This is a genomic window from Photobacterium makurazakiensis, assembly GCF_050336715.1.
Lineage (GTDB): Bacteria > Pseudomonadota > Gammaproteobacteria > Enterobacterales > Vibrionaceae > Photobacterium > Photobacterium makurazakiensis.
The window spans coordinates 1-24121 of sequence record NZ_JAKJSJ010000083.1 but is presented as its reverse complement, the minus strand read 5'-3'; the positions used below and the strand labels follow the sequence as shown (position 1 = coordinate 24121).

At 44.8% G+C, this 24121-nt stretch carries 37 protein-coding genes, 5 tRNA genes and 2 rRNA genes; 41 read left to right on the top strand and 3 right to left on the bottom strand.

The features are described 5' to 3' along the window. From L4D09_RS26170 to L4D09_RS26160, 3 genes are all read left to right on the top strand, one after another. Positions 1-192 (top strand): 23S ribosomal RNA (locus tag L4D09_RS26170); the annotation flags it as partial. 170 nt (positions 193-362) lie between these two features. Next, positions 363-478, top strand: a 5S ribosomal RNA gene (gene rrf / locus L4D09_RS26165). Between the two features lie 65 nt (positions 479-543). Next, a tRNA-Asp gene (locus tag L4D09_RS26160) sits at positions 544-620 on the top strand. 825 nt (positions 621-1445) lie between these two features. Here the strand turns inward: L4D09_RS26160 and L4D09_RS26155 are convergent. The 3 genes from L4D09_RS26155 to L4D09_RS26145 form a co-directional block, all read right to left on the bottom strand. Then, positions 1446-2075: a nicotinamidase gene (locus tag L4D09_RS26155; RefSeq protein WP_428460478.1), complete on the bottom strand. Its 630-nt coding sequence runs from the start codon at positions 2073-2075 to the stop codon at positions 1446-1448. An 8-nt stretch (positions 2076-2083) separates the two neighbouring features. After that, complete coding sequence (pssA, locus tag L4D09_RS26150) at positions 2084-3433, bottom strand: CDP-diacylglycerol--serine O-phosphatidyltransferase (protein WP_428460477.1); 1350 nt, start codon at positions 3431-3433, stop codon at positions 2084-2086. A 129-nt stretch (positions 3434-3562) separates the two neighbouring features. Beyond that, positions 3563-3988 carry a GNAT family N-acetyltransferase gene (locus L4D09_RS26145; RefSeq protein ID WP_428460476.1) on the bottom strand — a complete coding sequence of 142 codons (426 nt, stop codon included), beginning with the start codon at positions 3986-3988 and terminating at the stop codon, positions 3563-3565. 76 nt (positions 3989-4064) lie between these two features. Between L4D09_RS26145 and murB the strand changes: the two genes are divergently transcribed. The 38 genes from murB to rplQ all read left to right on the top strand — a co-directional run bounded on the left by murB (position 4065) and on the right by rplQ (position 23594). Continuing rightward, positions 4065-5105, top strand: coding sequence for a UDP-N-acetylmuramate dehydrogenase (murB, locus tag L4D09_RS26140; RefSeq protein ID WP_428460475.1), 1041 nt, complete (start codon positions 4065-4067; stop codon positions 5103-5105). Beyond that, positions 5102-6064, top strand: a complete 963-nt coding sequence (gene birA / locus L4D09_RS26135) for a bifunctional biotin--[acetyl-CoA-carboxylase] ligase/biotin operon repressor BirA (RefSeq protein ID WP_428460474.1) — start codon at positions 5102-5104, stop codon at positions 6062-6064. Before murB ends, birA begins: the two co-directional genes overlap by 4 nt. After that, positions 6064-6795, top strand: coding sequence for a type III pantothenate kinase (locus L4D09_RS26130; RefSeq protein WP_428460473.1), 732 nt, complete (start codon positions 6064-6066; stop codon positions 6793-6795). Before birA ends, L4D09_RS26130 begins: the two co-directional genes overlap by 1 nt. A 96-nt stretch (positions 6796-6891) precedes the next feature. After that, a tRNA-Thr gene (locus L4D09_RS26125) sits at positions 6892-6967 on the top strand. Positions 6968-7003: 36 nt separating this feature from the next. Then, positions 7004-7088 (top strand) — tRNA-Tyr (locus L4D09_RS26120). A 40-nt stretch (positions 7089-7128) separates the two neighbouring features. After that, a tRNA-Gly gene (locus L4D09_RS26115) sits at positions 7129-7203 on the top strand. Between the two features lie 12 nt (positions 7204-7215). Further along, positions 7216-7291: transfer RNA gene (locus tag L4D09_RS26110), tRNA-Thr, on the top strand. Between the two features lie 106 nt (positions 7292-7397). Further along, positions 7398-8582: an elongation factor Tu gene (gene tuf, locus L4D09_RS26105; RefSeq protein WP_428460472.1), complete on the top strand. Its 1185-nt coding sequence runs from the start codon at positions 7398-7400 to the stop codon at positions 8580-8582. Between the two features lie 272 nt (positions 8583-8854). Further along, positions 8855-9043: a (2Fe-2S)-binding protein gene (locus tag L4D09_RS26100; RefSeq protein WP_428460471.1), complete on the top strand. Its 189-nt coding sequence runs from the start codon at positions 8855-8857 to the stop codon at positions 9041-9043. A gap of 73 nt (positions 9044-9116) precedes the next feature. Further along, a complete protein-coding gene (bfr, locus tag L4D09_RS26095; RefSeq protein WP_428460470.1) occupies positions 9117-9596 on the top strand; it encodes a bacterioferritin in 480 nt (159 codons plus the stop codon). 368 nt (positions 9597-9964) lie between these two features. Beyond that, positions 9965-10276, top strand: a complete 312-nt coding sequence (rpsJ, locus tag L4D09_RS26090) for a 30S ribosomal protein S10 (protein WP_107299054.1) — start codon at positions 9965-9967, stop codon at positions 10274-10276. A gap of 15 nt (positions 10277-10291) precedes the next feature. Beyond that, entirely contained in the window at positions 10292-10921 is a 630-nt protein-coding gene (gene rplC / locus L4D09_RS26085) for a 50S ribosomal protein L3 (RefSeq protein ID WP_428460469.1), read from the top strand. Positions 10922-10937: 16 nt separating this feature from the next. Beyond that, the gene (rplD, locus tag L4D09_RS26080; protein WP_428460468.1) at positions 10938-11540 is read left to right on the top strand and encodes a 50S ribosomal protein L4; all 603 of its coding nucleotides are present in this window, start codon (positions 10938-10940) and stop codon (positions 11538-11540) included. Further along, on the top strand, positions 11537-11839 hold the full coding sequence (rplW, locus tag L4D09_RS26075) for a 50S ribosomal protein L23 (RefSeq protein ID WP_007469145.1): 303 nt from the start codon (positions 11537-11539) through the stop codon (positions 11837-11839). Before rplD ends, rplW begins: the two co-directional genes overlap by 4 nt. A gap of 18 nt (positions 11840-11857) precedes the next feature. Beyond that, a complete protein-coding gene (gene rplB / locus L4D09_RS26070) occupies positions 11858-12682 on the top strand; it encodes a 50S ribosomal protein L2 (protein WP_428460467.1) in 825 nt (274 codons plus the stop codon). An 18-nt stretch (positions 12683-12700) separates the two neighbouring features. Continuing rightward, complete coding sequence (gene rpsS / locus L4D09_RS26065; protein WP_005302795.1) at positions 12701-12979, top strand: 30S ribosomal protein S19; 279 nt, start codon at positions 12701-12703, stop codon at positions 12977-12979. 10 nt (positions 12980-12989) lie between these two features. Next, positions 12990-13322: a 50S ribosomal protein L22 gene (gene rplV / locus L4D09_RS26060; RefSeq protein WP_255389251.1), complete on the top strand. Its 333-nt coding sequence runs from the start codon at positions 12990-12992 to the stop codon at positions 13320-13322. 15 nt (positions 13323-13337) lie between these two features. Next, the gene (gene rpsC / locus L4D09_RS26055; protein ID WP_428460466.1) at positions 13338-14030 is read left to right on the top strand and encodes a 30S ribosomal protein S3; all 693 of its coding nucleotides are present in this window, start codon (positions 13338-13340) and stop codon (positions 14028-14030) included. An 11-nt stretch (positions 14031-14041) separates the two neighbouring features. Next, positions 14042-14452 carry a 50S ribosomal protein L16 gene (gene rplP / locus L4D09_RS26050; RefSeq protein WP_428460465.1) on the top strand — a complete coding sequence of 137 codons (411 nt, stop codon included), beginning with the start codon at positions 14042-14044 and terminating at the stop codon, positions 14450-14452. Continuing rightward, the gene (gene rpmC, locus L4D09_RS26045; protein ID WP_047880894.1) at positions 14452-14643 is read left to right on the top strand and encodes a 50S ribosomal protein L29; all 192 of its coding nucleotides are present in this window, start codon (positions 14452-14454) and stop codon (positions 14641-14643) included. The genes rplP and rpmC overlap by 1 nt, the downstream gene beginning before the upstream one ends. After that, entirely contained in the window at positions 14643-14897 is a 255-nt protein-coding gene (rpsQ, locus tag L4D09_RS26040; RefSeq protein WP_428460464.1) for a 30S ribosomal protein S17, read from the top strand. The genes rpmC and rpsQ overlap by 1 nt, the downstream gene beginning before the upstream one ends. A gap of 163 nt (positions 14898-15060) precedes the next feature. After that, entirely contained in the window at positions 15061-15432 is a 372-nt protein-coding gene (rplN, locus tag L4D09_RS26035) for a 50S ribosomal protein L14 (protein WP_428460463.1), read from the top strand. 12 nt (positions 15433-15444) lie between these two features. Then, the gene (rplX, locus tag L4D09_RS26030; RefSeq protein ID WP_075762917.1) at positions 15445-15756 is read left to right on the top strand and encodes a 50S ribosomal protein L24; all 312 of its coding nucleotides are present in this window, start codon (positions 15445-15447) and stop codon (positions 15754-15756) included. 16 nt (positions 15757-15772) lie between these two features. Further along, positions 15773-16312, top strand: coding sequence for a 50S ribosomal protein L5 (gene rplE / locus L4D09_RS26025; protein ID WP_428460462.1), 540 nt, complete (start codon positions 15773-15775; stop codon positions 16310-16312). Between the two features lie 15 nt (positions 16313-16327). Beyond that, positions 16328-16633 carry a 30S ribosomal protein S14 gene (gene rpsN / locus L4D09_RS26020; protein ID WP_428460461.1) on the top strand — a complete coding sequence of 102 codons (306 nt, stop codon included), beginning with the start codon at positions 16328-16330 and terminating at the stop codon, positions 16631-16633. 35 nt (positions 16634-16668) lie between these two features. Beyond that, the gene (rpsH, locus tag L4D09_RS26015) at positions 16669-17061 is read left to right on the top strand and encodes a 30S ribosomal protein S8 (protein WP_428460460.1); all 393 of its coding nucleotides are present in this window, start codon (positions 16669-16671) and stop codon (positions 17059-17061) included. A gap of 12 nt (positions 17062-17073) precedes the next feature. Beyond that, positions 17074-17607: a 50S ribosomal protein L6 gene (gene rplF / locus L4D09_RS26010; RefSeq protein WP_428460459.1), complete on the top strand. Its 534-nt coding sequence runs from the start codon at positions 17074-17076 to the stop codon at positions 17605-17607. A 9-nt stretch (positions 17608-17616) separates the two neighbouring features. Then, the gene (gene rplR, locus L4D09_RS26005) at positions 17617-17970 is read left to right on the top strand and encodes a 50S ribosomal protein L18 (RefSeq protein WP_428460458.1); all 354 of its coding nucleotides are present in this window, start codon (positions 17617-17619) and stop codon (positions 17968-17970) included. Positions 17971-17982: 12 nt separating this feature from the next. Continuing rightward, a complete protein-coding gene (gene rpsE / locus L4D09_RS26000; protein ID WP_428460457.1) occupies positions 17983-18480 on the top strand; it encodes a 30S ribosomal protein S5 in 498 nt (165 codons plus the stop codon). 5 nt (positions 18481-18485) lie between these two features. Further along, on the top strand, positions 18486-18665 hold the full coding sequence (gene rpmD, locus L4D09_RS25995; RefSeq protein WP_428460456.1) for a 50S ribosomal protein L30: 180 nt from the start codon (positions 18486-18488) through the stop codon (positions 18663-18665). A gap of 5 nt (positions 18666-18670) precedes the next feature. Further along, on the top strand, positions 18671-19105 hold the full coding sequence (gene rplO, locus L4D09_RS25990; RefSeq protein ID WP_428460455.1) for a 50S ribosomal protein L15: 435 nt from the start codon (positions 18671-18673) through the stop codon (positions 19103-19105). Between the two features lie 22 nt (positions 19106-19127). Beyond that, a complete protein-coding gene (gene secY, locus L4D09_RS25985) occupies positions 19128-20453 on the top strand; it encodes a preprotein translocase subunit SecY (RefSeq protein WP_428460454.1) in 1326 nt (441 codons plus the stop codon). A 30-nt stretch (positions 20454-20483) separates the two neighbouring features. Further along, the gene (gene rpmJ / locus L4D09_RS25980) at positions 20484-20597 is read left to right on the top strand and encodes a 50S ribosomal protein L36 (RefSeq protein WP_000868186.1); all 114 of its coding nucleotides are present in this window, start codon (positions 20484-20486) and stop codon (positions 20595-20597) included. 145 nt (positions 20598-20742) lie between these two features. Then, positions 20743-21099, top strand: a complete 357-nt coding sequence (gene rpsM / locus L4D09_RS25975) for a 30S ribosomal protein S13 (RefSeq protein WP_107349869.1) — start codon at positions 20743-20745, stop codon at positions 21097-21099. Between the two features lie 19 nt (positions 21100-21118). Beyond that, the gene (gene rpsK / locus L4D09_RS25970) at positions 21119-21508 is read left to right on the top strand and encodes a 30S ribosomal protein S11 (RefSeq protein ID WP_005370963.1); all 390 of its coding nucleotides are present in this window, start codon (positions 21119-21121) and stop codon (positions 21506-21508) included. Positions 21509-21540: 32 nt separating this feature from the next. After that, a complete protein-coding gene (gene rpsD, locus L4D09_RS25965) occupies positions 21541-22161 on the top strand; it encodes a 30S ribosomal protein S4 (RefSeq protein ID WP_428460453.1) in 621 nt (206 codons plus the stop codon). 23 nt (positions 22162-22184) lie between these two features. Next, the gene (locus L4D09_RS25960) at positions 22185-23174 is read left to right on the top strand and encodes a DNA-directed RNA polymerase subunit alpha (RefSeq protein WP_428460452.1); all 990 of its coding nucleotides are present in this window, start codon (positions 22185-22187) and stop codon (positions 23172-23174) included. Positions 23175-23207: 33 nt separating this feature from the next. Beyond that, positions 23208-23594, top strand: a complete 387-nt coding sequence (gene rplQ, locus L4D09_RS25955) for a 50S ribosomal protein L17 (RefSeq protein ID WP_428460451.1) — start codon at positions 23208-23210, stop codon at positions 23592-23594. Positions 23595-24121 lie beyond the last annotated feature (527 nt).

Genomic DNA, 24121 nt, shown 5'->3' with positions numbered 1-24121 from the left:
TGCCCGGTAGCTAAGTTCGGAATCGATAAGCGCTGAAAGCATCTAAGCGCGAAGCGAGCCCTGAGATGAGTCATCCCTGATACTTTAAGTATCCTAAAGGGTTGTTGGAGACTACGACGTAGATAGGTCAGGTGTGTAAGTGCTGCGAGGCATTGAGCTAACTGATACTAATTGCCCGTGAGGCTTAACCATACAACACCCAAGGGGTTTTGTACTGACATCGTTCCAGACGATTATCAGTATTTCCTACATCCTTGTAGGTCACGGACTCCACGAAACACTTGAATGGTGTTTGAGAAACTAGTCAGATTTTCCCAGATTGCTTATTGACTGCCTGAGGGCGGTGAATAAAACAGAATTTGCTTGGCGACCATAGCATTATGGACCCACCTGATCCCATGCCGAACTCAGTAGTGAAACGTAATAGCGCCGATGGTAGTGTGGGGTTTCCCCATGTGAGAGTAGGACATCGCCAGGCTCCCAATTTAGATTTTCATATTGAACGATGGAAATCGCATGTGATGGCAACATCCATGTCCGTGTGGAGCGGTAGTTCAGTTGGTTAGAATACCGGCCTGTCACGCCGGGGGTCGCGGGTTCGAGTCCCGTCCGCTCCGCCACTTCTTCGAAAGCCTCAGCAGAAATGCTGAGGCTTTTTTGTATCAGTAAACAATGTTTGGCCTACGCCAAATAGCCCAAGACTAGGCGTCCCCGTCGAAAGACTCAGGCTTTTTTACGTCTGCCGGATATGTTCGCCTTGCAGGCGAATGAGTCCCGCTGGTGCGCCAGCCCGGCCGCTCCGTCACTTATACTAAACCCGAGTGTAACGACTCGGGTTTAGTATCTCTATCCTTTGGGCTTATCTACGTCTAATAGCAATCTTTAAGATTAATTGGTCAGGCTTATCACTTCTCTTGGGTATATAGCTTGAAGAGTCGATTGTCACATCCAACTCCATGCCAGCTCTATCAATTTAGAGCAATAGGGCAGGTATTGCTAGAATCATCGTATCGGCTACAGAGTCAGTATGTCCCCCCCTTCAGCATTCAAACGGCTTTTTGTCAGTCAGTTCGCTGTTTTCGTTCTTTTCGTATCAAAAAGCTCGGTTTTTCTGTTTGAGGGCTCTTTTGTAATCCATCTTTATCTTCTCCAAAAAATACGGAACCATTATTAACGCGAGTTCGACTGACTTGCTGAAATTTAGTGATCTCAGCGCAGAACACCCTTCTTGATGTAGTTAACTACATCTTCATTCGAATAGCTTTGACGCGATAATTTAAGACTATCCGTAGCATTACTATTGTATTTTAGGTGTGAGAATTAGCTCATATTTTTAGACTATTGGGTATTAGAGGTATAGCGGGTTACTAAAATGAGGGGGGGAATTGGAATCTGGCTGGATGATAATTAGTGTGAGCTTCTTTTGAGAAGCTCACGCAATGAAGTTATAGATAAGATCTTACATTTTTAAGATTGTCTGCGATATAAATACCGGCATTTAGCATTTCTTCACAAGCTTTCTTCGTAGTGTTGTCACTGAGTCCTCGACAAGCTTCAAGATTCACAATTACCTTGAATAATCCCGTCGCTTGCAGCTGAAGTGCTGTTGTCTTCACGCAATAATCTGTAGCAAGACCGCCAACAAGAATCGTTGTAACGTGCTTTGCTAACAACCATTCGATAAGGCCAGTACTGAGCTTCTCATTAAGATCATGATAGCAAGCACCATATGGGTGAAGATCAGGCTCGATCCCTTTCCATATAACATGATCATACTCGGTGGTTGATGGAAGCTGAGGGATCACTTCGAATCCCTTTGTCCCTGGAATTGCATGGTTAACCCAAGTAAGATCTGCGTTAGGAAAGTCGAGAGGCTTCAGCATTTCATCATGTGTCTCAACGGCCCATACAGCTCCTTGGGGATGTGCATCTTTACTCAGTACACGGTAATCAGCAAGGGAAGCTTGAGCGTTTAACGCGGGACCAATTGTATCGCCGTCATTAACCGGTAACTCGTTAGGGCATAGTGGAGTAAATGTCTTTTGAGGATCAACATCAATAGCGGCGATAGTCATATTTGTTCCTAGAGGATCTGATTAAGTATATGATCTGCTTTAATTCGACGAATACGCTTAATTAGCTTTCTGACCGGGGCTGGATAAGCATCAATTTTATCTATGTCCTTATAGCAGCCAATTAGTTGTGTATGACTAAGGATACAATCAAGCTCTTGCTGCTTCTGATCTGCAAGCAATTGGTTTTTATCATGAACCAAAATGGCATTTTCAAGATCAAGTTTCCACGCTCTTGGGTTTAGGTTGTTCCCCGTGATCAGCATATAGCTACGATCTACCCAGACACCTTTTAAATGGAAGCTATTGTCATTATGTTTCCATAGGTGGATAGCAAGTTGACGACGAGCCATGGAGGCTTCATTTTGCTTGGCAAAGTTGCGTAGATTCACTTCATAAAGGTATGGTAAACCTGCAATGGTTTTAAAGGGCTCACTGGGTGGAATATAGAAATCATTCGCTGTTTTATCGCCAACGATGATTGTGACTTTAACACCTCGGCGTAACGCCCTTTTTACTTCACGGCTAATGCTTCTTGGGAAGTTAAAATAAGGGGTGCAAATAGTAAGCTCAGTTTTAGCACTCGCAACGAGTGTACAAATATGCTGGTTTAGCTTGTTTTTACGTTTACCTAGCCCAACAAGCGGCGTTAAACCAACCTCGTCTTTGGAAATGGTTTCAGGTACAAACTGATAGCTAGCTCGTTGCAGCTTATGGCGAAGATCTTTAATCGCCCCTTTTAGAGACTTGGTCTCTGGTCGCTTGTTTTGACTTAGGCAATTAACTGCCTCGCTGTTAACGAGAGTCTCGACGATAAAGTTTGCCATGCTGTCAGCAAGCTGTGCGTTATGAATTACGTGATAGCGGTCATAACGATAACGCTGGTGTTGTGCAAGATAGACATCATTAAGGCTTGCACCACTGTAGATAACTTTGTCGTCGACGACAAAGCCCTTAAGGTGAAGGACACCAAATACTTCACGATTACGGACAGGAACACCAAGAACATTGATTTGATGTTCATATCGCTCTGAAAATTCGCGGTAAAGTGCAGCGTTACCATCAGACTGTGCGGCGCCAATTAACCCTCTTTGAGCTCGATGCCAGTCGACAAGGACTTTTATATCAAGATCAGGATTGAGTTGTTTAGCGTCATAGAGAGCGGTCAGAATATCTCGGCCAGCTTCGTCGTCCTGTAGATATAGGGCAACTAAATAAATGCGTTTAGTAGCGTTGGAGATCTCTGTGTGTAGACGTTCACGGAACGATCCTGCATCAAGAAGTGTCTCTAAATCTTCTGGCTTGTGTGCAATACACGGCAGTTGCTCAATGCGTTGCTTGTTAGCAATAGCTGAATCCATTATCGCCTCGTTTACGCGACCTATATTAGGAGGAGTCGGTGAATTAAGGGTGCAATTATAACAGAAAAAAGGCGTAGTCCATCTATACCTGTACTGGCTTCTGTCACGGATGACTTAATTAAGTGTAAATTAGTGTACGAACTGCATTGGAATAAGCGTTTTACCCGATTGGCGGTAACGTTCAATTCGGCCTTTCAATGACTCTGGTAGATCGCTATCAGAGATAGATTGAAAGCCAGCCCGCTGATAAAAATTTTCAAGATGTGAAAATGCAAAACAAAAGCATCGTTTTTGACTGATCTGTAATTTACAAGCTTGTATTAATTGTTGCCCAACCCCTATTTCTCGCAGAGCTGGATGAACAAGCATCCCTGTTAATAGTTGATAATTATCAAATTGCTTGAATCTTACGCAACATTGAATGCCATTATCATTTTCTCCAATCCATATGACTTCATCTTTTTTAGCTTTGCCTGCGGGATAGTGGGCTTTATATAAACGGTTAATTAGAGGAAATCGTAATGGTTCTAAAGGGTGAAATCTGAAATCGTTCATTGTTAAAACACTGCGTCGTGTGATTGAATCAGTTAAAATGCAACCCTTAGTATAAAAGGAATGGGTTAGAAATAGCATGAAAGTTTTGCAGGATAGGTCGCTAGCGCCTTTTCATACATTTGGTATTGATGTTAAAGCTAAGCAAATTGTCGAGGCTGAAACCGCAGATGAATTGGCATCTATCTGGCAGAGTAAGTGTTATCAAACAGTTCCTAAACTTATCGTAGGGCAAGGTAGTAATCTTCTTTTCTGTGAAGAATACTCAGGCTTGATTGTTCTTAATCGTATCAAAGGTATTGATATTACCGAGACCGAATCTTCATTTCACTTACATATTGGTGCTGGTGAGGATTGGCATCAACTTGTAAAAATGACGGTTGAGCAAGGAATGCCGGGGTTGGAAAATTTGGCATTGATCCCAGGTTGCGTTGGGTCGTCTCCGATTCAAAATATCGGCGCTTATGGTGTTGAGTTAAAAGATGTCTGCCAATATGTCGATATCATTGAGCTTGAGACTGGATTGAGGCAGCGCTTAAATGCGGATGAATGTGAGTTTGGTTATCGAGACTCTATTTTTAAGCATCAGCTGAAAAATTCACATGCGATTATTGCCGTAGGGATTGAGTTAACAAAAGCATGGCGACCAAATACCAGTTATGGACCGTTAGCGAAGTTTGACCCGAATACAGCCACTGCGAGTAATATTTTTGATGAAGTATGCTCCATTAGGCGCAGTAAATTGCCAGATCCCGCACTAATGGGGAATGCTGGGAGCTTTTTTAAAAATCCGATTATCTCAGCAGAACAAGCGTCTAGGCTGATTTCTCAGTATCCGACTATTCCGGTCTACTCACAACCCAATGGAAAAATGAAGGTGGCTGCGGGCTGGTTGATTGATCAATGTCGTTTAAAAGGCTTTCAAGTTGGCGGTGCTCGGGTACATGACCAACAAGCTCTTGTCTTGGTGAATTACCATCGAGCATCACCTGGCGATATTATCGCTTTAGCGTTGCATGTTATACAGACTGTTGAATCCGCATTTGCTATAACCCTTGAGCATGAAGTGCGCTTTATGTCGTCCTCAGATGAAATACTTATTACGGAGTTAGCTCAATGAGAGAGCATACAACCCGATTAGCATTGCTTGGGTTATTAGCTGATGGTGGTTTCCATTCAGGGGAAGTATTGGGGGTTGAGCTTGGGATATCACGAGCTGCAATAAGTAAGCATATCAAGGTTTTGCAATCTTGGGGGGTGGATGTTTACCGAGTGCAGGGAAAAGGCTATTGTCTCTCTGCAAAACTGGAACTCCTTGATTGCGATAAGATTCTGGCTAATGTAAAGTGCGAAAGCTTAGATGTTATCCCTGTAATTGATTCAACGAATCAGTACCTGTTAGATAAAGTAGGTCAATTACCTTCAGGGGCAACATGTATTGCCGAATATCAGCAAGCGGGTCGAGGCCGGCGAGGTCGTCAATGGTTTTCACCATTTGGCAGTAACTTATATTTATCGATGTACTGGCGTTTAGATGCAGGTATGGCTGCGGCTATGGGCTTGAGCCTAGTTGTTGGTGTTGCCATTGCAGAGACCTTGGAATCGTTAGGTGCTGAGGGTATTCGAGTAAAATGGCCAAATGATCTTTATCACTATGATAAGAAAATGGCTGGCATTTTGATTGAAATGACAGGGCAAGCGGGAGAAGCTGCCCATTTAGTCATTGGCATGGGATTAAATATTGCTATGCCGGAACAAGAAGGTGCTGGAATCGACCAAGCTTGGACTAACTTGTCACAAGCATGCCATACACTTCCAGACCGAAATATATTAGCTGCGACTCTAATTCATCGATTGCAGCTGACATTAGCTGAGTATGAGGTGTTGGGGCTCGATGGTTTTACAGAGCGCTGGAATCGACTAGATAACTTTTTGGATCGCCCTGTTAAATTATTGATTGGTGAACGCGTGGTCGAAGGAATTGCCCGTGGTATCAATAATCAAGGGGCGTTGTTACTTGAAACCGAGGGGGTCGTTACGCCTTACCTCGGCGGAGAAATCAGCCTTAGAGGTTGTTAATGCAAATTTTGATTGAAGCGGGCAACACCTATGTCAAAGTTGCCCACTTATATGACAGCGGTAATTTTGAATTATTAGGCCGCTACCCGAGCCGTAAACTTGAGATGGTACTTGAGCCGTTACTGGAGAAAGGAGTTACCAGAATTGTTTTTGCCAGCGTTGGTCCCGTTGAAGTTGATAACTCAATTCAGCGTATTTCACAATTGGCGAATATTCCTGTCCTACAAGTTAAAACGCTCAAAAAAGATTTTGGTGTAAAAAACGCTTATAGCGAATACCAGTATCTAGGGGTTGATCGTTGGCTTACTCTCGTTGCGATTCGACAAGAGTTCAAAAAACCAACAGTGATAGTGGATATCGGTACTGCGCTTACCTTTGATGTAATGTCTGAAGAGGGTAAGCATCTAGGTGGATGGATTGCACCTGGGTATCAACTGATGATGAAATCGGTGTTGGAAAACACAACAAAGGTATTTTCTGACCGAGATCATAATGATGAACTTGTTTTTGCTGATAATACTGCCGATGGTTTAAAAAATGGTTGCCGTGCAGCCTTGGTTGGTTTAATTGAATTTGGTCTATCTCAAGCTCGAGAACGGTTGAAAACTGAACCGGAAGTGATCTTGTGTGGTGGCGGGGTTCGCCATTTACCTATTTCATGGGGTAAGCGCTTTAATCATCGTTCAGACTTGGTACTGGAAGGTCTTGCTTTGTATGCAAAATGCCGATAATGGTGTTTTTTTCGACGAGAAAAGGAAAGTCGGAAAAAAAACTGCTTAAAGGTATTGCAAGGTTTTCGATAGTTCTCTAGAATGCGCAGCACTTGGGCCGACTTAGCTCAGTAGGTAGAGCAACTGACTTGTAATCAGTAGGTCACCAGTTCGATTCCGGTAGTCGGCACCACTTTCTCCTAAATGAGTGAAAGTGTAGAAACAATTTGGAGGGGTTCCCGAGTGGCCAAAGGGATCAGACTGTAAATCTGACGGCTCCGCCTTCGATGGTTCGAATCCATCTCCCTCCACCATTTTCAAATGATTGAAATAGCTTAACGAGTGACGAGTTTCGCGGGCATCGTATAATGGCTATTACCTCAGCCTTCCAAGCTGATGATGCGGGTTCGATTCCCGCTGCCCGCTCCACATTTCTTGTGTGCTGATATAGCTCAGTTGGTAGAGCGCACCCTTGGTAAGGGTGAGGTCGGCGGTTCGACTCCGCCTATTAGCACCACTCTCTCTCTTCAAGTCAGTTCAATCCTTTTGATATATACTCTACAAACCCATGATTGGTTGTGTGGTCGTAATGCCACCAAATACCGTGCCTAGAGGGACTATCCATGTCTAAAGAAAAATTTGAACGCGTAAAACCGCACGTTAACGTTGGTACTATCGGCCACGTTGACCACGGTAAAACAACTCTTACTGCTGCTATCTGTACTACGCTTGCAAAAGTGTACGGTGGTGACGCTAAAGACTTCGCATCTATCGATAACGCTCCAGAAGAGCGCGAGCGTGGTATCACAATCTCTACTTCTCACGTAGAGTACGATACTCCAACTCGTCACTACGCACACGTTGACTGTCCAGGACACGCCGATTATGTTAAAAACATGATCACTGGTGCTGCTCAAATGGATGGTGGTATCCTAGTTGTTGCTGCAACTGATGGTCCTATGCCACAGACGCGTGAGCACATCCTTCTTGGTCGTCAGGTTGGTATCCCTTACATCATCGTATTCATGAACAAATGTGACATGGTTGATGATGAAGAGCTACTAGAACTAGTAGAGATGGAAGTTCGTGAACTTCTTTCTGAGTACGAATTCCCAGGTGATGATTGCCCAGTAATCATGGGTTCTGCTCTAGGCGCACTTAACGGTGAAGCTCAGTGGGAAGAAAAAATCGTTGAACTAGCTGAAGCTCTAGATAACTACATCCCAGAGCCAGAGCGTGCAATCGATCTACCATTCATCCTTCCAATCGAAGATGTATTCTCAATCCAAGGCCGTGGTACTGTTGTAACTGGTCGTGTTGAGCAAGGTATCATCAACGTTGGTGACGAAGTAGAAATTATCGGCATCAAAGAAACTACCACTACTACTTGTACTGGTGTTGAGATGTTCCGTAAGCTTCTTGACGAAGGCCGTGCTGGTGAGAACGTTGGTGTTCTTCTACGTGGTACTAAGCGTGACGAAGTTGAGCGTGGCCAAGTTCTTGCTAAGCCAGGTTCAATCACTCCACACACTACTTTCACTTCAGAAATCTATGTTCTTTCTAAAGATGAAGGCGGTCGTCACACTCCTTTCTTCAAAGGTTACCGTCCACAGTTCTACTTCCGTACRACTGACGTAACAGGTACTATCGAACTACCTGAAGGCGTAGAAATGGTAATGCCTGGTGATAACATCTCTATGACTGTTACTCTAATCGCACCTATCGCGATGGACGAAGGTCTACGTTTTGCTATCCGTGAAGGTGGCCGTACTGTTGGTGCTGGTGTTGTTGCAACTATCGTTGCTTAATAACATTTAGTACAAACTACGTACTGAAAAGGGAGCTTCGGCTCCCTTTTTGTTTATATAAAAAACATATCTCCCTTTGCATTATCTTTCCTTACTCAATTCTACCTCTTATTTTTCGCCTTCTTTTTCATACATGTTAGTCACCATATTCTTATTGGCTATATATACTCAGTTTCAAGGTTAAAACGTTATAGTTAAGAATGAATATCAACTGGTAATGAAAACGATTCCTGTTTATATTTGTATCACTAAACATAAAGAGTGAAATAGAGATGTACGTTTGTCTTTGTCATGGAATTAGTGATAAGAAAATCATGAAACTAACTCAGCAGCATGGTATTCAGGATATCCGTGGTATTCGTCAAGTAACGCCTCTTGGATCTCAGTGCGGTAAATGTATTCGTCAAGCAAAGGTCATAATCGAGCAAACGGTCTCGATGCAATTTAAGAAAGCGGGTTAATTTAACCCATACGCTTTTGACACTCTTGTAATCGGTTCTATCCTTTAAAGAACTGACAGAGGAGTGTGTCGCAATGAAAGCCGATCCAAAAATCATCCAGCACCTCAATAAAATCCTAGGTAATGAACTTGTTGCCATTAATCAGTATTTTCTTCATGCCCGAATGTATAAGGATTGGGGGCTTAAGCATCTTGCTGATAAGGAATACCATGAATCAATCGACGAGATGAACCATGCGGATCACTTGATTGAACGGATACTTTTTTTGGAAGGCCTGCCTAACCTACAAGATCTGGGTAAGTTGAATATTGGTGAAGATACCCAAGAAATGCTCGAATGTGACTTGGCTTTAGAAATGGCGGCGATCCCAGACTTACGCGATGCCATAGCTTACGCCGAAGATGTTCATGATTATGTCTCACGTGATTTATTTCAGGAGATCTTGTCGGATGAAGAAGAGCATGTTGATTGGCTTGAAACGCAACTCGGTTTAATCGAGAAAATGGGTATCGCCAATTACAATCAGGCCCAAATTGTCGACGATGACGAGTAACCGTTTGTATTATAGGGCAGGGTAGCCGTTGTTTCGTACCTTGCCTTCCTACCATATTTTCCCCTCTAATGAAGCAGTGATTATTTTTCCGACAAGGCTTGCGTTCAAAACTGTGATCTGTATAATGCTCGCCACTGCCTAAGCCAATATAGGTCTTGTAACTGCAGTTGTGAACCAATAAGCATTGAGGAAGAAGTTGCATAGCAACTTGAAATGTATACTCTGACTTATGTTCGCAGTCATTAAATTGACTGACAATGTATCCGATAGGGATACTACGTTCACATAAATCAATCGACATTCTCTCGTCTTTACGAGCATGGGTGGCGATATTGTTTGTGTAATTTTTATTATTGGAGCTCTGTCTCATGCAGAACCAACGTATTCGTATCCGTCTTAAGGCGTTCGATCACCGTTTGATCGATCAGTCTACAGCGGAAATCGTTGAAACAGCTAAGCGTACTGGCGCGCAGGTTAAGGGTCCAATCCCTCTACCTACTCGTAAAGAACGCTTCACTGTTCTTGTTTCTCCGCACGTTAATAAGGACGCACGTGATCAGTACGAAATCCGTACTCACAAGCGCCTTATCGACATCGTTGAGCCAACAGATAAGACTGTTGATGCTCTTATGCGTCTAGATCTAGCTGCTGGCGTTGATGTCCAGATCAGCCTAGGTTAATGGGGAGATAAGAGAATGATTGGTCTAATCGGTCGTAAAGTGGGCATGACCCGCGTATTTACCGAAGATGGCGTTTCTATCCCAGTAACTGTGGTTGAAGTTGAAGCTAACCGCGTTTCTCAGGTTAAATCTGTAGAAACTGACGGCTACAACGCAATCCAGGTAACTACTGGTACTAAGAAAGCTAACCGTGTTTCTAAGCCACAAGCTGGCCACTTTGCGAAAGCTGGTGTTGAAGCGGGTCGCGGTCTTTGGGAATTCCGTCTAGATAATAATGAAGAGTTTGCAGTTGGCGCTGAGCTAAATGTTGAACTTTTCAATGAAGTTAAAAAAGTAGACGTTACTGGTACATCGAAGGGTAAAGGTTTCCAGGGTGCTATTAAGCGCTGGAATTTCAGTACTCAAGACATGACCCATGGTAACTCCTTGTCTCACCGCGCACCGGGTTCAATTGGCCAATGTCAAACTCCAGGTCGTGTATTTAAAGGCAAGAAAATGGCTGGTCATATGGGTGCTGAGCGTGTAACGACTCAAAACCTAGAGATCGTACGTGTTGACGCTGAGCGCAATCTGCTTCTTATTAAAGGTGCAGTACCAGGTGCTACAGGCGGCAACGTGATCGTTAAACCAGCTGTTAAAGCGTAACGTCGAGGAGTTGGTAATGGAATTGGTAGTCAAAGGCGCTGACGCGCTAACTGTCTCCGAAACTACTTTTGGGCGTGACTTCAATGAAGCGCTTGTACACCAAGTAGTTGTTGCTTTTGCAGCAGGTGCTCGTCAAGGTACACGTGCTCAGAAGACTCGTTCTGACGTTTCTGGTGGTGGTGCTAAACCATGGCGCCAGAAAGGTACAGGCCGCGCTCGTGCAGGTACAATCCGCAGTCCGCTATGGCGTACTGGTGGTGTAACTTTTGCTGCTCGTCCACAGGACCACAGCCAAAAAGTTAACAAAAAAATGTACCGTGGTGCTATGAAGAGCATTCTTTCTGAGCTAGTACGTCAAGAGCGTTTAATCGTTGTTGATGACTTCTCTGTAGAAGCACCAAAAACAAAAGCACTAGTTGCTAAGCTTAATGAGCTTGAGCTAACTGATGCACTAATCGTAACTGGCGAGTTAGATGAGAATCTATTCCTTGCAGCACGTAACCTATATAAAGTAGACGTACGTGATGCAGCGGCAATCGATCCAGTTAGCTTGATTGCTTTCGATAAAGTTGTGATGACTGCAGCAGCAGTTAAAGCAGTTGAGGAGATGCTAGCATGATCACTGAAGAGCGTATTTTAAAAGTTCTACGTGCTCCGCACATCTCTGAAAAAGCGACCATGGCTGCTGAAAACGGTAACACTATCGTTTTCAAAGTAGCGATGACAGCAACAAAGAAAGAGATCAAAGCAGCAGTTGAAAAACTGTTCGAGGTTGAAGTTAAGTCTGTAAATACTCTTGTAGCCAAGGGTAAGACCAAACGTCAAGGTATGCGCCAAGGCCGTCGTAGCGACTGGAAAAAAGCGTACGTTATCTTGAAAGAAGGTCAAGACATCGACTTCGCTGGTAGTGCAGAGTAAGGCTAGGAGCAAAGAAGAATGGCTATTGTAAAATGTAAGCCGACTTCCCCAGGTCGTCGCCACGTTGTTAAAGTGGTTAACTCTGACCTGCATAAGGGTAAGCCGTACGCACCACTATTAGAGAAAAAATCTAAGACTGGTGGTCGTAATAACAACGGTCGTATCACAGTACGTCACATCGGTGGTGGTAATAAACAACATTACCGTCTAATCGACTTTAAGCGTACTAAAGATGGTATCCCAGCGAAAGTTGAGCGCCTAGAATACGATCCAAACCGTAGTGCAAACATTGCACTAGTACTTTACGCAGATGGTGAGCGCCGCTACATCATCGCACCTAAAGGCATCCAAGCTGGTGATTCAATCCAGTCTGGTGCAGATGCTGCGATCAAAGTTGGTAACACGTTACCAATGCGCAACATCCCAGTAGGTTCAACTATTCACTGTGTTGAACTTAAACCTGGTAAAGGTGCTCAGCTGGCTCGTTCAGCTGGTGCTTACGCTCAGATCATTGCACGTGCAGGCACTTATGTGACTCTACGTCTACGTTCTGGCGAAATGCGTAAAGTTCTTTCTGAAGGTCGTGCGACCCTTGGTGAAGTTGGTAACGCTGAACACATGCTACGTGAGCTAGGTAAAGCTGGTGCTTCACGCTGGCGCGGTGTTCGTCCAACTGTCCGTGGTGTTGTAATGAACCCAGTTGATCACCCACATGGTGGTGGTGAAGGCCGTACATCTGGTGGCCGTCACCCTGTTTCACCTTGGGGTGTTCCAACTAAGGGTTACAAGACTCGTAAGAACAAACGTACCGACCAGTACATTGTACGTCGTCGTAATAAGTAATTATAAAGAGGATACGCCATGCCACGTTCTCTCAAGAAAGGTCCTTTCATTGACCTGCACTTGCTGAAGAAGGTAGAGAAAGCGTTGGAAAGCGGAGACAAAAAGCCTGTTAAGACTTGGTCCCGTCGCTCAATGATCATCCCTCAGATGATCGGTTTGACCATCGCTGTCCATAATGGTCGTCAGCACGTTCCTGTTTTCGTTTCTGAAGAAATGATCGGTCACAAGCTAGGCGAATTTGCACCAACACGTACTTACCGCGGTCATGCTGCGGATAAGAAAGCTAAGAAGCGCTAAGGAGTAAGTAATGGAAGCTATCGCTAAACATCGCTTTGCTCGCATTTCGCCGCAGAAAGCTCGTTTGGTTGCAGATCAACTGCGCGGTAAGCCAGTTGCTCAAGCTCTAGAAATTCTACAGTTCAGCAACAAGAAAGCTGCTGATCTAATTAAGAAAGTTCTAGAATCTGCTATCGCTAACGCAGAACACAACGAAGGCGCAGACATTGATGATCTTAATGTTGCAAAAATCTTCGTTGATGAAGGTCCTACCATGAAGCGCATTATGCCTCGTGCTAAAGGCCGTGCCGATCGTATCTTGAAGCGTTCTAGCCACATCACTGTTGTTGTAGCAGATCGCTAACTAGGAGAGAAAGCAATGGGTCAAAAAGTACATCCTAATGGTATTCGCCTTGGCATCGTTAAGCCTTGGAATACCACTTGGTTTGCTAACAGCCAAGAGTTCGCTGACAACCTAGACGGCGACTTCAAGGTACGTCAGTTTCTTACTAAAGAACTGAAAAAAGCGTCTCTTTCACGTATCGTTATCGAGCGTCCTGCTAAGAGTATCCGTGTGACTATTCACACTGCTCGTCCAGGCGTAGTTATCGGTAAGAAAGGTGAAGACGTAGAAAAGCTACGCGCTCGCGTGTCTAAGATCGCTGGTGTTCCAGCTCAGATCAACATCGCTGAAGTTCGTAAGCCAGAACTTGACGGTCAACTAGTTGCAGACAGCATTTCGTCTCAGCTAGAGCGTCGTGTTATGTTCCGTCGCGCTATGAAGCGTGCAGTTCAAAACGCTATGCGTCTTGGCGCTAAAGGTATCAAAGTTCAAGTAGGTGGTCGTCTAGGCGGCGCTGAAATCGCACGTTCAGAGTGGTACCGTGAAGGTCGTGTACCTCTACACACTCTTCGTGCTGACATTGATTACGCAACTTCTTCGGCTCACACCCAATACGGTGTAATCGGCGTTAAAGTTTGGATCTTCAAAGGTGAAGTTCTAGGCGGTATGCCAGTTGCAGAGCCTAAGGCTGATAACAAGCCGAAGAAGCAGCGCAAAAGCCGTAAATAAGGAGTTTATTGATGCTGCAACCAAAACGCACTAAATTCCGCAAGACTTTCAAAGGTCGTAACCGCGGTTTAGCGAACGGTACTGATGTAAGCTTCGGTACATTTGGTCTTAAAGCGGTAGGCCGTGGTCGTCTTACTGCTCGTCAGATTGAAGCTGCACGTCGTGCTATGACTCGTCATATCAAACGTCAAGGCCAAATCTGGATTCGTGTTTTCCCAGACAAACCAATTACATCTAAGCCTCTTGAAGTTCGTCAAGGTAAAGGTAAAGGTAACGTTGAGTACTGGGTTGCTCAAATCCAACCTGGTAAGGTTCTTTACGAGATGGATGGTATTCCTGAAGAACTAGCACGTGAAGCATTTAACCTTGCTGCACGTAAGCTACCAATCAAGACTACTTTCGTAACTAAGGCGGTGATGTGATGAACGCACAAGATCTGCGCGCTAAAAGCGTTGAAGAGCTGAATGCTGAGCTTGTGAACTTGCTACGTGAACAGTTTAACCTGCGCATGCAGGCTGCTACTGGTCAACTACAGCAGACTCACACTCTTAAAGCAGTACGTCGCGATATCGCACGTGTTAAAACCGTTTTGACTGAGAAGGCTGACGCATAATGAGCGAACAAATTCGTACTCAGCTTGGTCGTGTTGTTAGCGACAAAGGCGATAAGTCTATTGTTGTTGCAATCGAGCGTAAGGTGAAACACCCAATCTACGGTAAGTACATCACACGCACGACTAAACTTCACGCACATGACGAAAACAACGAGTGTAGCCAAGGCGATACAGTTGAAATTCGTGAATGTCGTCCAATGTCAAAGACTAAGTCTTGGACACTGGTACGCGTAGTAGAAAAAGCTCGCGTTTAAGCGAACTTAGCTACGATATAATAGAGCGGCCCTGAAAAAAACTTGGGGCCGTTTATTTTTTGTCTATCCATTGGTCGGAAATGGTGTTATTATTCGCCGCCTTTGAAGAAAAGGCTACCGACTCGACAATGGGTCTAGATTTTTAAATAAGCGGAGCACTAACATGATCCAAATGCAAAGTACGCTTGACGCAGCCGATAACTCCGGCGCTCGTCGCGTAATGTGTATTAAGGTTCTGGGTGGTTCTCACCGCCGTTATGCACACATCGGTGATATCATCAAGATTACTGTGAAAGAAGCAATTCCTCGCGGTAAAGTTAAAAAAGGTGATGTACTGAAGGCGGTGGTTGTTCGCACCCGTAAAGGCGTTCGTCGTCCAGACGGCTCTGTCATTCGCTTTGACCGTAATGCTTGCGTATTGTTGAACGACACAAGTGAGCAACCAATCGGTACTCGTATTTTTGGCCCAGTGACTCGTGAGCTTCGTAATGACAAGTTCATGAAGATTGTATCACTAGCGCCTGAAGTACTGTAAGGAGCGACTAAAATGGCAGCTAAAATCCGTCGTAACGACGAAGTTATCGTTCTTACTGGTAAAGATAAAGGTAAGAAAGGTAAGGTAACTAAGGTCCTAGCAACCGGTAAAGTTATCGTTGAAGGTATCAACATGGTTAAGAAACACCAGAAGCCGGTTCCGGCAATGGGTGTTCAGGGTGGCATCGTAGAGCAAGAAGCTGCGATCGACGCCTCAAATGTTGCCATCGTTAACGGTGAAGGTAAAGCGGACCGTGTAGGCTTCCGATTCGAAGACGACAAAAAAGTTCGTTTCTTCAAATCGACTGGCGAAACTATCAAGTAATTTTTGGAGTAGTACTATGGCGAAACTGCATGATTACTACAAAGAGACTCTAGTTAAAGAACTTTCTGAGAAGTTCGAATACCAGAGTATCATGCAAGTCCCAAGGATCGAAAAAATCACACTTAATATGGGTGTTGGTGATGCGATCAACGACAAGAAGCTTCTAGAGAATGCTGCTGCTGACATGACTGCTATTGCAGGTCAGAAGCCGCTTATCACTAAAGCTCGTAAGTCTGTTGCTGGCTTTAAGATCCGAGAGGGCTACCCTATTGGCTGTAAAGTAACTCTACGTGGCGAACGCATGTGGGATTTCTTTGAGCGTCTAATTTCTATTGCTGTACCTCGTATTCGTGATTTCCGTGGTTTAAACCCGAAATCTTTCGATGGTCGTGGTAACTACAGCATGGGCGTTCGTGAGCAGATCATCTTCCCAGAAATCGATTACGATAAAGTAGATCGTGTACGTGGTCTTGATATCACAATCACAACTTCTGCTAAGTCTGATGAAGAAGCTCATGCTCTACTATCTGCTTTTAACTTCCCATTCCGTAAGTAAAAGTAAGGGTTACTAATGGCTAAAGAATCAATGAAGGCACGCGAAGCTAAACGTGCCAAGCTAGCAGTAAAGTTCGCTGAAAAGCGTGCGGCACTTAAAGCTCTAATTAGCGACGTGAATGCGTCTGAAGAAGATCGCTGGAATGCAGTGCTTAAACTTCAGTCACTACCACGTGATTCTGCGAAGTCTCGTCAGCGTAATCGCTGTCACCAGACTGGACGTCCACACGGCTACCTACGTAAGTTCGGTTTAAGCCGTATCAAGGTTCGTGAAGCTTGCATGAAAGGCGAGATTCCGGGTCTGCGTAAGGCTAGCTGGTAATCAGTTGCCAATTTAGAATCACGGAGTATTGACTTATGAGCATGCAAGATCCGATCTCGGATATGCTGACCCGTCTTCGTAACGGTCAGGCAGCGCAAAAAGTTGCTGTTAAAATGCCATCTTCTAAAATGAAAGTTGCTATCGCAGCTCTTCTTAAAGAAGAAGGTTTCGTGGCTGATTTCACTGTAATTGGTGAAGTTAAGCCTGAGCTAGAAGTTACTCTTAAGTACTTCGAAGCTACCCCAGTTATCGAGCAAATCCAACGTGTATCACGTCCTGGTCTGCGCATCTACAAGAAAAAAGATGCTCTACCATCAGTGATGGGTGGCCTTGGTATTGCTGTTGTATCCACTTCCAAGGGTCTTATGACCGACCGCGCTGCTCGCAAAGCGGGTCTTGGCGGTGAGATTATCTGCTACGTAGCATAATAGGAGTAGGAAATGTCTCGTGTTGCAAAAGCACCAGTAGTTATTCCTGCCGGCGTAGAAGTTAAACTCAACGGTCAGGAAATCACTGTTAAAGCTGGTAAAGGCGAACTAGTTCGCGTTATCAATGAAGCAGTTGTATTGTCCCAGGAAGAAAACACCATCACTTTCGGTCCTCGTGAAGGATTCGATAAGGCTTGGGCTCAAGCAGGTACTGCTCGTGCACTAGTTAACAACATGGTTGTTGGTGTTACTGAAGGCTATACTAAGAAGCTTACTTTGAAGGGTGTAGGTTACCGTGCTGCTGTTAAAGGCAATACTGTAGCGCTTACTCTAGGCTTCTCTCACCCAGTTGAGCACGAATTACCGGCAGGTATCAAAGCTGAATGTCCTTCACAAACTGAAATCGTACTAACTGGTACTGATAAGCAGGTTGTTGGTCAAGTAGCGGCTGATATTCGCGCTTACCGTAGCCCTGAACCTTATAAAGGTAAAGGTGTTCGTTACGCCGATGAAATCGTGCGTACTAAAGAAGCTAAGAAGAAGTAAGGTAACACTATGGATAAGAAAGCATCTCGTATCCGTCGTGCGACCCGAGCACGTCGTAAGATTGCTGAACTGGGCGCAAACCGCCTAGTTGTACACCGTACTCCACGTCACGTGTACGCTCAGGTAATCGCACCAAATGGCTCTGAGGTTATCGCTGCCGCTTCTACCGTAGAAAAGGCGATCCGCGAACAGGTTAAGAGTACTGGTAACAAAGACGCTGCTGCAGCTGTAGGTAAAGCTATTGCTGAGCGCGCGATTGAAAAAGGCATCTCTAATGTTGCATTCGATCGTTCTGGTTTCCAATACCACGGCCGTGTAGCTGCTCTAGCAGAAGCTGCTCGTGAAGCTGGTCTGAAATTCTAAGGTAGGCGGAAGATGGCTAACGAAAAAACACAATCAGATTTGAATGAAAAACTGATCGCTGTTAACCGTGTATCTAAGACGGTTAAAGGCGGACGTATTTTCAGTTTTACTGCACTAACAGTGGTTGGTGACGGTAACGGTCGCATCGGTTTTGGTTACGGTAAGGCACGTGAAGTTCCTGCTGCAATCCAGAAAGCGATGGAAAAAGCACGTCGTAACATGGTTACTGTTGCACTAAACGAAGGTACTCTTCACCACGCTGTTAAAGGTCGCCACACTGGTTCTAAAGTGTACATGCAACCTGCATCAGAAGGTACTGGTATCATCGCCGGTGGTGCAATGCGTGCAGTGCTAGAAGTTGCGGGTATCCGTAACGTACTAGCTAAAGCATACGGTTCTACTAACCCAATCAACGTTGTTCGCGCAACAATTGATGGTTTAAGTGGAATGAACTCTCCAGAAATGATCGCTGCTAAGCGTGGTCTTTCTGTTAAAGAAATTCTGGAGTGATCGACATGGCTAATACTATTAAAGTAACACAAACAAAGAGTTCTATCGGTCGTTTACCGAAGCACAGAGCTACTTTGCGTGGCCTAGGCCTTCGTCGCATCAACCACACTGTTGAACTTGAAGATACTGCTTGCGTACGCGGCATGATCGCTAAAGTTTACTACATGGTTAAAGTAGAGGAGTAATCAGAATGCGTTTGAATACTCTATCGCCAGCAGCTGGCTCAAAGCCAACTGCTAAGCGTGTAGGCCGTGGTATCGGCTCAGGTCTGGGTAAAACTTGTGGCCGTGGTCACAAAGGTCAGAAATCACGTTCAGGTGGTTCTGTACGCCCTGGTTTTGAAGGCGGTCAAATGCCTTTGAAACAGCGTCTACCAAAATTCGGTTTTACTTCTCGTAAGAGCCTTGTAACAGCTGAAGTTCGTCTAGCTGAGCTAGCGAAAGTTGAAGGTGACGTAGTAAGTCTTGAAACTCTAAAGACTGCGAATGTAATCACTAAGGACATTAAGTTCGTGAAAGTTGTACTTTCTGGTGAAATCGCTCGCATCGTTACAGTTAAAGGCGTACGCGTAACTAAAGGCGCTAAAGCTGCAATCGAAGCTGCAGGCGGTAAAATCGAGGAATAATTAACTCGAGGATGAGGTACAGATGGCTAAACAACCAGGACAAGATTTTCGTAGTGCACAAGGTGGCCTAGCAGAGCTTAAGACTCGCCTGCTATTCGTATTAGGTGCTATCTTAATTTTCCGAGCGGGCTCTTTTGTGCCTATTCCTGGTATTGACGCTGCTGTACTTGCCGATCTGTTCGAACAGCAAAAGGGTACCATCATTGAACTGTTTAACATGTTCTCTGGTGGTGCACTTGAGCGTGCTTCCATATTAGCGTTGGGCATTATGCCGTATATTTCGGCTTCAATTATTGTCCAGTTGCTAACGGTTGTTCACCCGGCTTTAGCCGAGTTGAAGAAGGAAGGGGAGTCTGGTCGTCGTAAGATTAGCCAGTACACCCGTTACGGCACGCTTGTTTTGGCAACCTTCCAAGCAATTGGTATTGCAACGGGGTTACCAAGTATGCTTCCTGGCCTAGTGATTAATCCTGGGCTTGGATTCTACTTTGTTGCGGTAGTAAGTTTGGTTACCGGTACCATGTTCTTAATGTGGTTAGGTGAGCAAGTTACTGAGCGCGGCATTGGTAACGGTATATCTTTGATTATTTTCACAGGTATCGTTGCAGGTTTGCCACCTGCTATTGGACAGACAGTGGAGCAAGCGCGTCAAGGTGAATTGCACGTACTTCTTCTACTACTAATTGCGGTAATTTCATTCGCTGTAATATACTTTGTTGTGTTCATGGAACGTGGTCAACGTCGAATCGTCGTTAACTACGCCAAACGTCAACAAGGTCGTCGTGTCTTTGCTGCGCAAAGCACACACCTACCATTAAAAATTAATATGGCAGGTGTTATTCCAGCGATTTTTGCATCAAGCATTATTCTGTTTCCGGGAACGCTGGCACAGTGGTTCGGTCAGAATGAGAACCTTGGTTGGTTGAGTGATGTATCACTTGCCCTTAGCCCAGGTCAGCCACTATATGTGATGCTTTATGCTGCTGCGATTATTTTCTTCTGTTTCTTCTATACCGCGTTGGTGTTTAACCCTCGCGAGACAGCTGACAACTTGAAGAAGTCTGGTGCGTTCGTACCTGGTATTCGCCCGGGTGAGCAGACCGCGAAATATATAGATAAAGTAATGACTCGTCTGACATTAGCAGGTGCGTTATATATTACCTTTATCTGTCTGATCCCCGAGTTTATGATGATTGCATGGAATGTTCGCTTTTATTTTGGCGGAACATCACTACTGATTGTAGTTGTAGTTATTATGGACTTCATGGCTCAAGTTCAGACACAATTGATGTCTCAACAGTATGAGTCTGTTTTGAAAAAGGCTAATCTTAAAGGTTCAAACCGCTAAGATTGGTTAACCCATTTACGGAGTTTAGCAATGAAAGTTCGTGCTTCCGTTAAGAAAATCTGCCGTAACTGTAAAGTTATCAAGCGCAACGGTGTTGTGCGTGTAATTTGCAGTGAGCCAAAGCATAAACAACGCCAAGGCTAATTAGCAGAAATATTTCTTGCAAATTGAAGGTAGGTTGGCTAAATTAGCCAACCAATCTTTTGTGTGTGCAAAAGAATTGTTCCACCGCTGCGTATCCTCGACGGGCTTTGCAGCGGTTATTCTTGAAAAGTACTAGGAGTGAATAGTGGCCCGTATTGCAGGCATTAACATTCCTGATCAAAAGCATTCTGTAATCGCACTTACTGCGATCTACGGCATTGGTAAAACTCGCTCTCAGGCTATCCTAGCTGAAGTGGGTATTGCTGAAGATGTTAAGATCAGTGAACTAACTGAAGAGCAGATCGATCTACTGCGTGATGGTGTAGCTAAATACACTGTAGAAGGTGATCTACGTCGTGAAGTTTCCATGAACATCAAGCGTCTTATGGACCTTGGTTGTTACCGTGGTCTTCGTCATCGTCGCAGTCTACCACTACGTGGACAGCGTACTAAAACCAACGCTCGCACCCGTAAGGGTCCGCGCAAGCCGATCAAGAAATAGTCGGGAAAGGTAGAGTACAATGGCTAAACAACCAACTCGCGCGCGTAAGCGCGTACGCAAGCAAGTAGCAGATGGCGTTGCGCACATCCATGCTTCTTTCAATAACACAATCGTGACCATTACTGACCGTCAGGGTAACGCTCTATCTTGGGCTACTGCAGGTGGTTCAGGTTTCCGCGGTTCTCGTAAATCTACTCCGTTCGCTGCACAGGTTGCTGCTGAGCGTTGTGGTGAAATGGCCAAAGAATATGGCGTTAAGAACCTAGAAGTTATGGTTAAGGGCCCAGGTCCTGGTCGTGAGTCAACTATCCGCGCTCTAAACGCAGCGGGTTTCCGTATCACTAACATTGTTGATGCGACTCCGATCCCTCATAACGGTTGTCGTCCACCTAAGAAACGTCGCGTATAACGTTTCGTTTCTAGGAAAACTGGAGAAAGAACATGGCAAGATATTTGGGTCCTAAGCTGAAGCTTAGCCGTCGCGAAGGTACTGACTTATTCCTTAAGTCTGGTGTACGCGCGATTGATACCAAGTGTAAAATTGATAATGCACCGGGCATGCATGGCGCACGTCGCGGTCGTTTATCTGACTACGGCGTTCAGCTTCGTGAGAAGCAGAAAGTTCGTCGTACATATGGCGTACTGGAAAAGCAATTCCGTAACTACTATAAAGAAGCTGCTCGCCTTAAAGGCAACACAGGTGAAAACCTGCTTCAGCTTCTTGAAGGTCGCCTAGATAACGTAGTTTACCGTATGGGTTTTGGTGCTACACGCGCTGAATCTCGTCAGCTAGTAAGCCACAAAGCGATCCTAGTTAACGGTCAAGTCGTAAACGTTCCTTCTTTCAAGGTAGCGGCAAACGACGTTGTTAGCATTCGTGAGAAAGCTAAGAACCAAGCACGCATTAAAGCAGCTCTTGAAGTTGCTACTCAGCGTGAACTACCGACTTGGGTCGAAGTAGATAACAGCAAATTGGAAGGTACGTTTAAGCGTCTTCCAGAACGTTCTGATTTGTCTGCCGACATCAACGAACACCTGATCGTCGAGCTTTACTCTAAGTAAAGCTATAGTTAAGAGAGGACACAATGCAGGGTTCTGTAACAGAATTTCTTAAGCCACGTCTTGTTGATATTGAACAAGTTAACACGACGCATGCAAAAGTAACTCTTGAGCCACTTGAGCGTGGTTTCGGCCACACTCTTGGTAACGCTCTACGTCGTATTTTATTATCTTCAATGCCGGGTTGTGCCGTAACTGAAGTTGAAATCGATGGTGTGTTACACGAGTACAGCACCAAAGAAGGAGTACAGGAAGACGTTCTTGAGATCCTTCTAAACCTTAAAGGTCTAGCCATTAAGGTTGAGGGTAAAGACGAAGTTATCCTTACTCTGAACAAATCTGGTGCAGGCCCTGTTGTTGCAGGTGACATCACCCACGACGGTGATGTTGAGATTGCGAACCCAGAGCACGTAATCTGCCATCTAACTGATGATCATGCTGAAATCAGCATGCGCATCAAGGTAGAACGTGGTCGTGGCTATGTACCAGCGTCTGCTCGTATTCACACAGAAGAAGATGAGCGTCCAATTGGTCGTCTGTTAGTTGATTCAACTTTCAGCCCAGTTGACCGTATCGCATACGCAGTTGAAGCAGCACGTGTAGAACAACGTACTGACCTTGACAAGCTTGTTATCGATATGGAAACCAATGGTACTCTTGATCCAGAGGAAGCTATCCGTCGTGCAGCTACTATTTTAGCTGAGCAACTGGATGCATTCGTAGATCTTCGAGATGTACGTGTTCCTGAAGAAAAAGAAGAGAAGCCGGAGTTCGATCCGATCCTACTGCGTCCTGTAGACGATCTTGAACTAACTGTTCGCTCTGCTAACTGTCTAAAAGCAGAAGCGATCCATTACATCGGTGATCTCGTTCAGCGTACTGAGGTTGAGCTTCTTAAAACGCCAAACCTTGGTAAGAAGTCTTTGACAGAAATCAAAGATGTGCTGGCATCACGTGGTCTTTCTCTAGGCATGCGCTTAGAAAACTGGCCGCCAGCATCAATTGCTGAAGATTAATAGTTACTGATATCTAGTTAGAAGGATTAGGTCATGCGCCATCGTAAGAGTGGTCGTCAACTCAACCGCAACAGCAGCCATCGCAAAGCGATGTTCAGCAACATGGCTGGCTCTTTGGTACGTCACGAACTTATCAAGACTACCGTGCCTAAGGCAAAAGAGCTGCGTCGCGTAATTGAGCCATTGATTACCCTAGCTAAGACCGACAGTGTTGCTAACCGTCGTCTTGCATTCGCACGTACTCGTGATAACGAAGTAGTAGCGAAACTATTTAACGAATTAGGTCCACGCTTCGCTCAGCGTCCAGGCGGTTACACTCGCATTATGAAATGCGGTTTCCGTACTGGTGATAAAGCCCCTATGGCTTACATTGAGCTAGTAGATCGTCCTGAATCTCAGGAAGAAGCTGCTGCTGAATAAGCAATAGTGCGTTAAATAAGAAGAAGCCGAGTCTATGACTCGGCTTTTTTTTATTTGAAATTCATGAATTATTATTTACTCTTCTACTTCTTGTTTTCGTGCTGCCATTATCGAACTGAAGTTAGATCTCTTCATGATTGGGGTTACAGAGGCTGATATTGCACCCTTACTATTCTATTTTTAGCTTATCGCTCAGAAAGTGTTCACTTGTGTTTTTTTTTGAAAATTCGTCTTGCCAACCGAGTCAATCTCTCTATAATGCGACCTCACTGACACGGAGCACGGCAACTTAAGCCGCTAACCAATCAGTTTGTTCTTTAACAATTTGACCATGCAATCTGTGTGGGCACTCGTGAAAAAGTTAAGTCAAAAGATTTATCAATGAACTGAGTGACCAATACAAAGTAACGTAAGTTATTTTGGCACAGTCAATTCGAATGTCATGACTAGCTTCTAGTTATTGATGTTCAATCAGTATTCGTTGAGCCGGTCGAGAGACCACAAAAATTCTAATTGAAGAGTTTGAT

Bases quoted from the DNA above. Each gene is read 5' to 3' on its own strand.
- L4D09_RS26155 (WP_428460478.1), bottom strand. From the start codon at position 2,075: ATGACTATCGCCGCTATTGATGTTGATCCTCAAAAGACATTTACTCCA.
- pssA (WP_428460477.1), bottom strand. From the start codon at position 3,433: ATGGATTCAGCTATTGCTAACAAGCAACGCATTGAGCAACTGCCGTGT.
- L4D09_RS26145 (WP_428460476.1), bottom strand. From the start codon at position 3,988: ATGAACGATTTCAGATTTCACCCTTTAGAACCATTACGATTTCCTCTA.
- murB (WP_428460475.1), top strand. From the start codon at position 4,065: ATGAAAGTTTTGCAGGATAGGTCGCTAGCGCCTTTTCATACATTTGGT.
- birA (WP_428460474.1), top strand. From the start codon at position 5,102: ATGAGAGAGCATACAACCCGATTAGCATTGCTTGGGTTATTAGCTGAT.
- L4D09_RS26130 (WP_428460473.1), top strand. From the start codon at position 6,064: ATGCAAATTTTGATTGAAGCGGGCAACACCTATGTCAAAGTTGCCCAC.
- L4D09_RS26100 (WP_428460471.1), top strand. From the start codon at position 8,855: ATGTACGTTTGTCTTTGTCATGGAATTAGTGATAAGAAAATCATGAAA.
- bfr (WP_428460470.1), top strand. From the start codon at position 9,117: ATGAAAGCCGATCCAAAAATCATCCAGCACCTCAATAAAATCCTAGGT.
- rpsJ (WP_107299054.1), top strand. From the start codon at position 9,965: ATGCAGAACCAACGTATTCGTATCCGTCTTAAGGCGTTCGATCACCGT.
- rplC (WP_428460469.1), top strand. From the start codon at position 10,292: ATGATTGGTCTAATCGGTCGTAAAGTGGGCATGACCCGCGTATTTACC.
- rplD (WP_428460468.1), top strand. From the start codon at position 10,938: ATGGAATTGGTAGTCAAAGGCGCTGACGCGCTAACTGTCTCCGAAACT.
- rplW (WP_007469145.1), top strand. From the start codon at position 11,537: ATGATCACTGAAGAGCGTATTTTAAAAGTTCTACGTGCTCCGCACATC.
- rplB (WP_428460467.1), top strand. From the start codon at position 11,858: ATGGCTATTGTAAAATGTAAGCCGACTTCCCCAGGTCGTCGCCACGTT.
- rpsS (WP_005302795.1), top strand. From the start codon at position 12,701: ATGCCACGTTCTCTCAAGAAAGGTCCTTTCATTGACCTGCACTTGCTG.
- rplV (WP_255389251.1), top strand. From the start codon at position 12,990: ATGGAAGCTATCGCTAAACATCGCTTTGCTCGCATTTCGCCGCAGAAA.
- rpsC (WP_428460466.1), top strand. From the start codon at position 13,338: ATGGGTCAAAAAGTACATCCTAATGGTATTCGCCTTGGCATCGTTAAG.
- rplP (WP_428460465.1), top strand. From the start codon at position 14,042: ATGCTGCAACCAAAACGCACTAAATTCCGCAAGACTTTCAAAGGTCGT.
- rpmC (WP_047880894.1), top strand. From the start codon at position 14,452: ATGAACGCACAAGATCTGCGCGCTAAAAGCGTTGAAGAGCTGAATGCT.
- rpsQ (WP_428460464.1), top strand. From the start codon at position 14,643: ATGAGCGAACAAATTCGTACTCAGCTTGGTCGTGTTGTTAGCGACAAA.
- rplN (WP_428460463.1), top strand. From the start codon at position 15,061: ATGATCCAAATGCAAAGTACGCTTGACGCAGCCGATAACTCCGGCGCT.
- rplX (WP_075762917.1), top strand. From the start codon at position 15,445: ATGGCAGCTAAAATCCGTCGTAACGACGAAGTTATCGTTCTTACTGGT.
- rplE (WP_428460462.1), top strand. From the start codon at position 15,773: ATGGCGAAACTGCATGATTACTACAAAGAGACTCTAGTTAAAGAACTT.
- rpsN (WP_428460461.1), top strand. From the start codon at position 16,328: ATGGCTAAAGAATCAATGAAGGCACGCGAAGCTAAACGTGCCAAGCTA.
- rpsH (WP_428460460.1), top strand. From the start codon at position 16,669: ATGAGCATGCAAGATCCGATCTCGGATATGCTGACCCGTCTTCGTAAC.
- rplF (WP_428460459.1), top strand. From the start codon at position 17,074: ATGTCTCGTGTTGCAAAAGCACCAGTAGTTATTCCTGCCGGCGTAGAA.
- rplR (WP_428460458.1), top strand. From the start codon at position 17,617: ATGGATAAGAAAGCATCTCGTATCCGTCGTGCGACCCGAGCACGTCGT.
- rpsE (WP_428460457.1), top strand. From the start codon at position 17,983: ATGGCTAACGAAAAAACACAATCAGATTTGAATGAAAAACTGATCGCT.
- rpmD (WP_428460456.1), top strand. From the start codon at position 18,486: ATGGCTAATACTATTAAAGTAACACAAACAAAGAGTTCTATCGGTCGT.
- rplO (WP_428460455.1), top strand. From the start codon at position 18,671: ATGCGTTTGAATACTCTATCGCCAGCAGCTGGCTCAAAGCCAACTGCT.
- secY (WP_428460454.1), top strand. From the start codon at position 19,128: ATGGCTAAACAACCAGGACAAGATTTTCGTAGTGCACAAGGTGGCCTA.
- rpmJ (WP_000868186.1), top strand. From the start codon at position 20,484: ATGAAAGTTCGTGCTTCCGTTAAGAAAATCTGCCGTAACTGTAAAGTT.
- rpsK (WP_005370963.1), top strand. From the start codon at position 21,119: ATGGCTAAACAACCAACTCGCGCGCGTAAGCGCGTACGCAAGCAAGTA.
- rpsD (WP_428460453.1), top strand. From the start codon at position 21,541: ATGGCAAGATATTTGGGTCCTAAGCTGAAGCTTAGCCGTCGCGAAGGT.
- L4D09_RS25960 (WP_428460452.1), top strand. From the start codon at position 22,185: ATGCAGGGTTCTGTAACAGAATTTCTTAAGCCACGTCTTGTTGATATT.
- rplQ (WP_428460451.1), top strand. From the start codon at position 23,208: ATGCGCCATCGTAAGAGTGGTCGTCAACTCAACCGCAACAGCAGCCAT.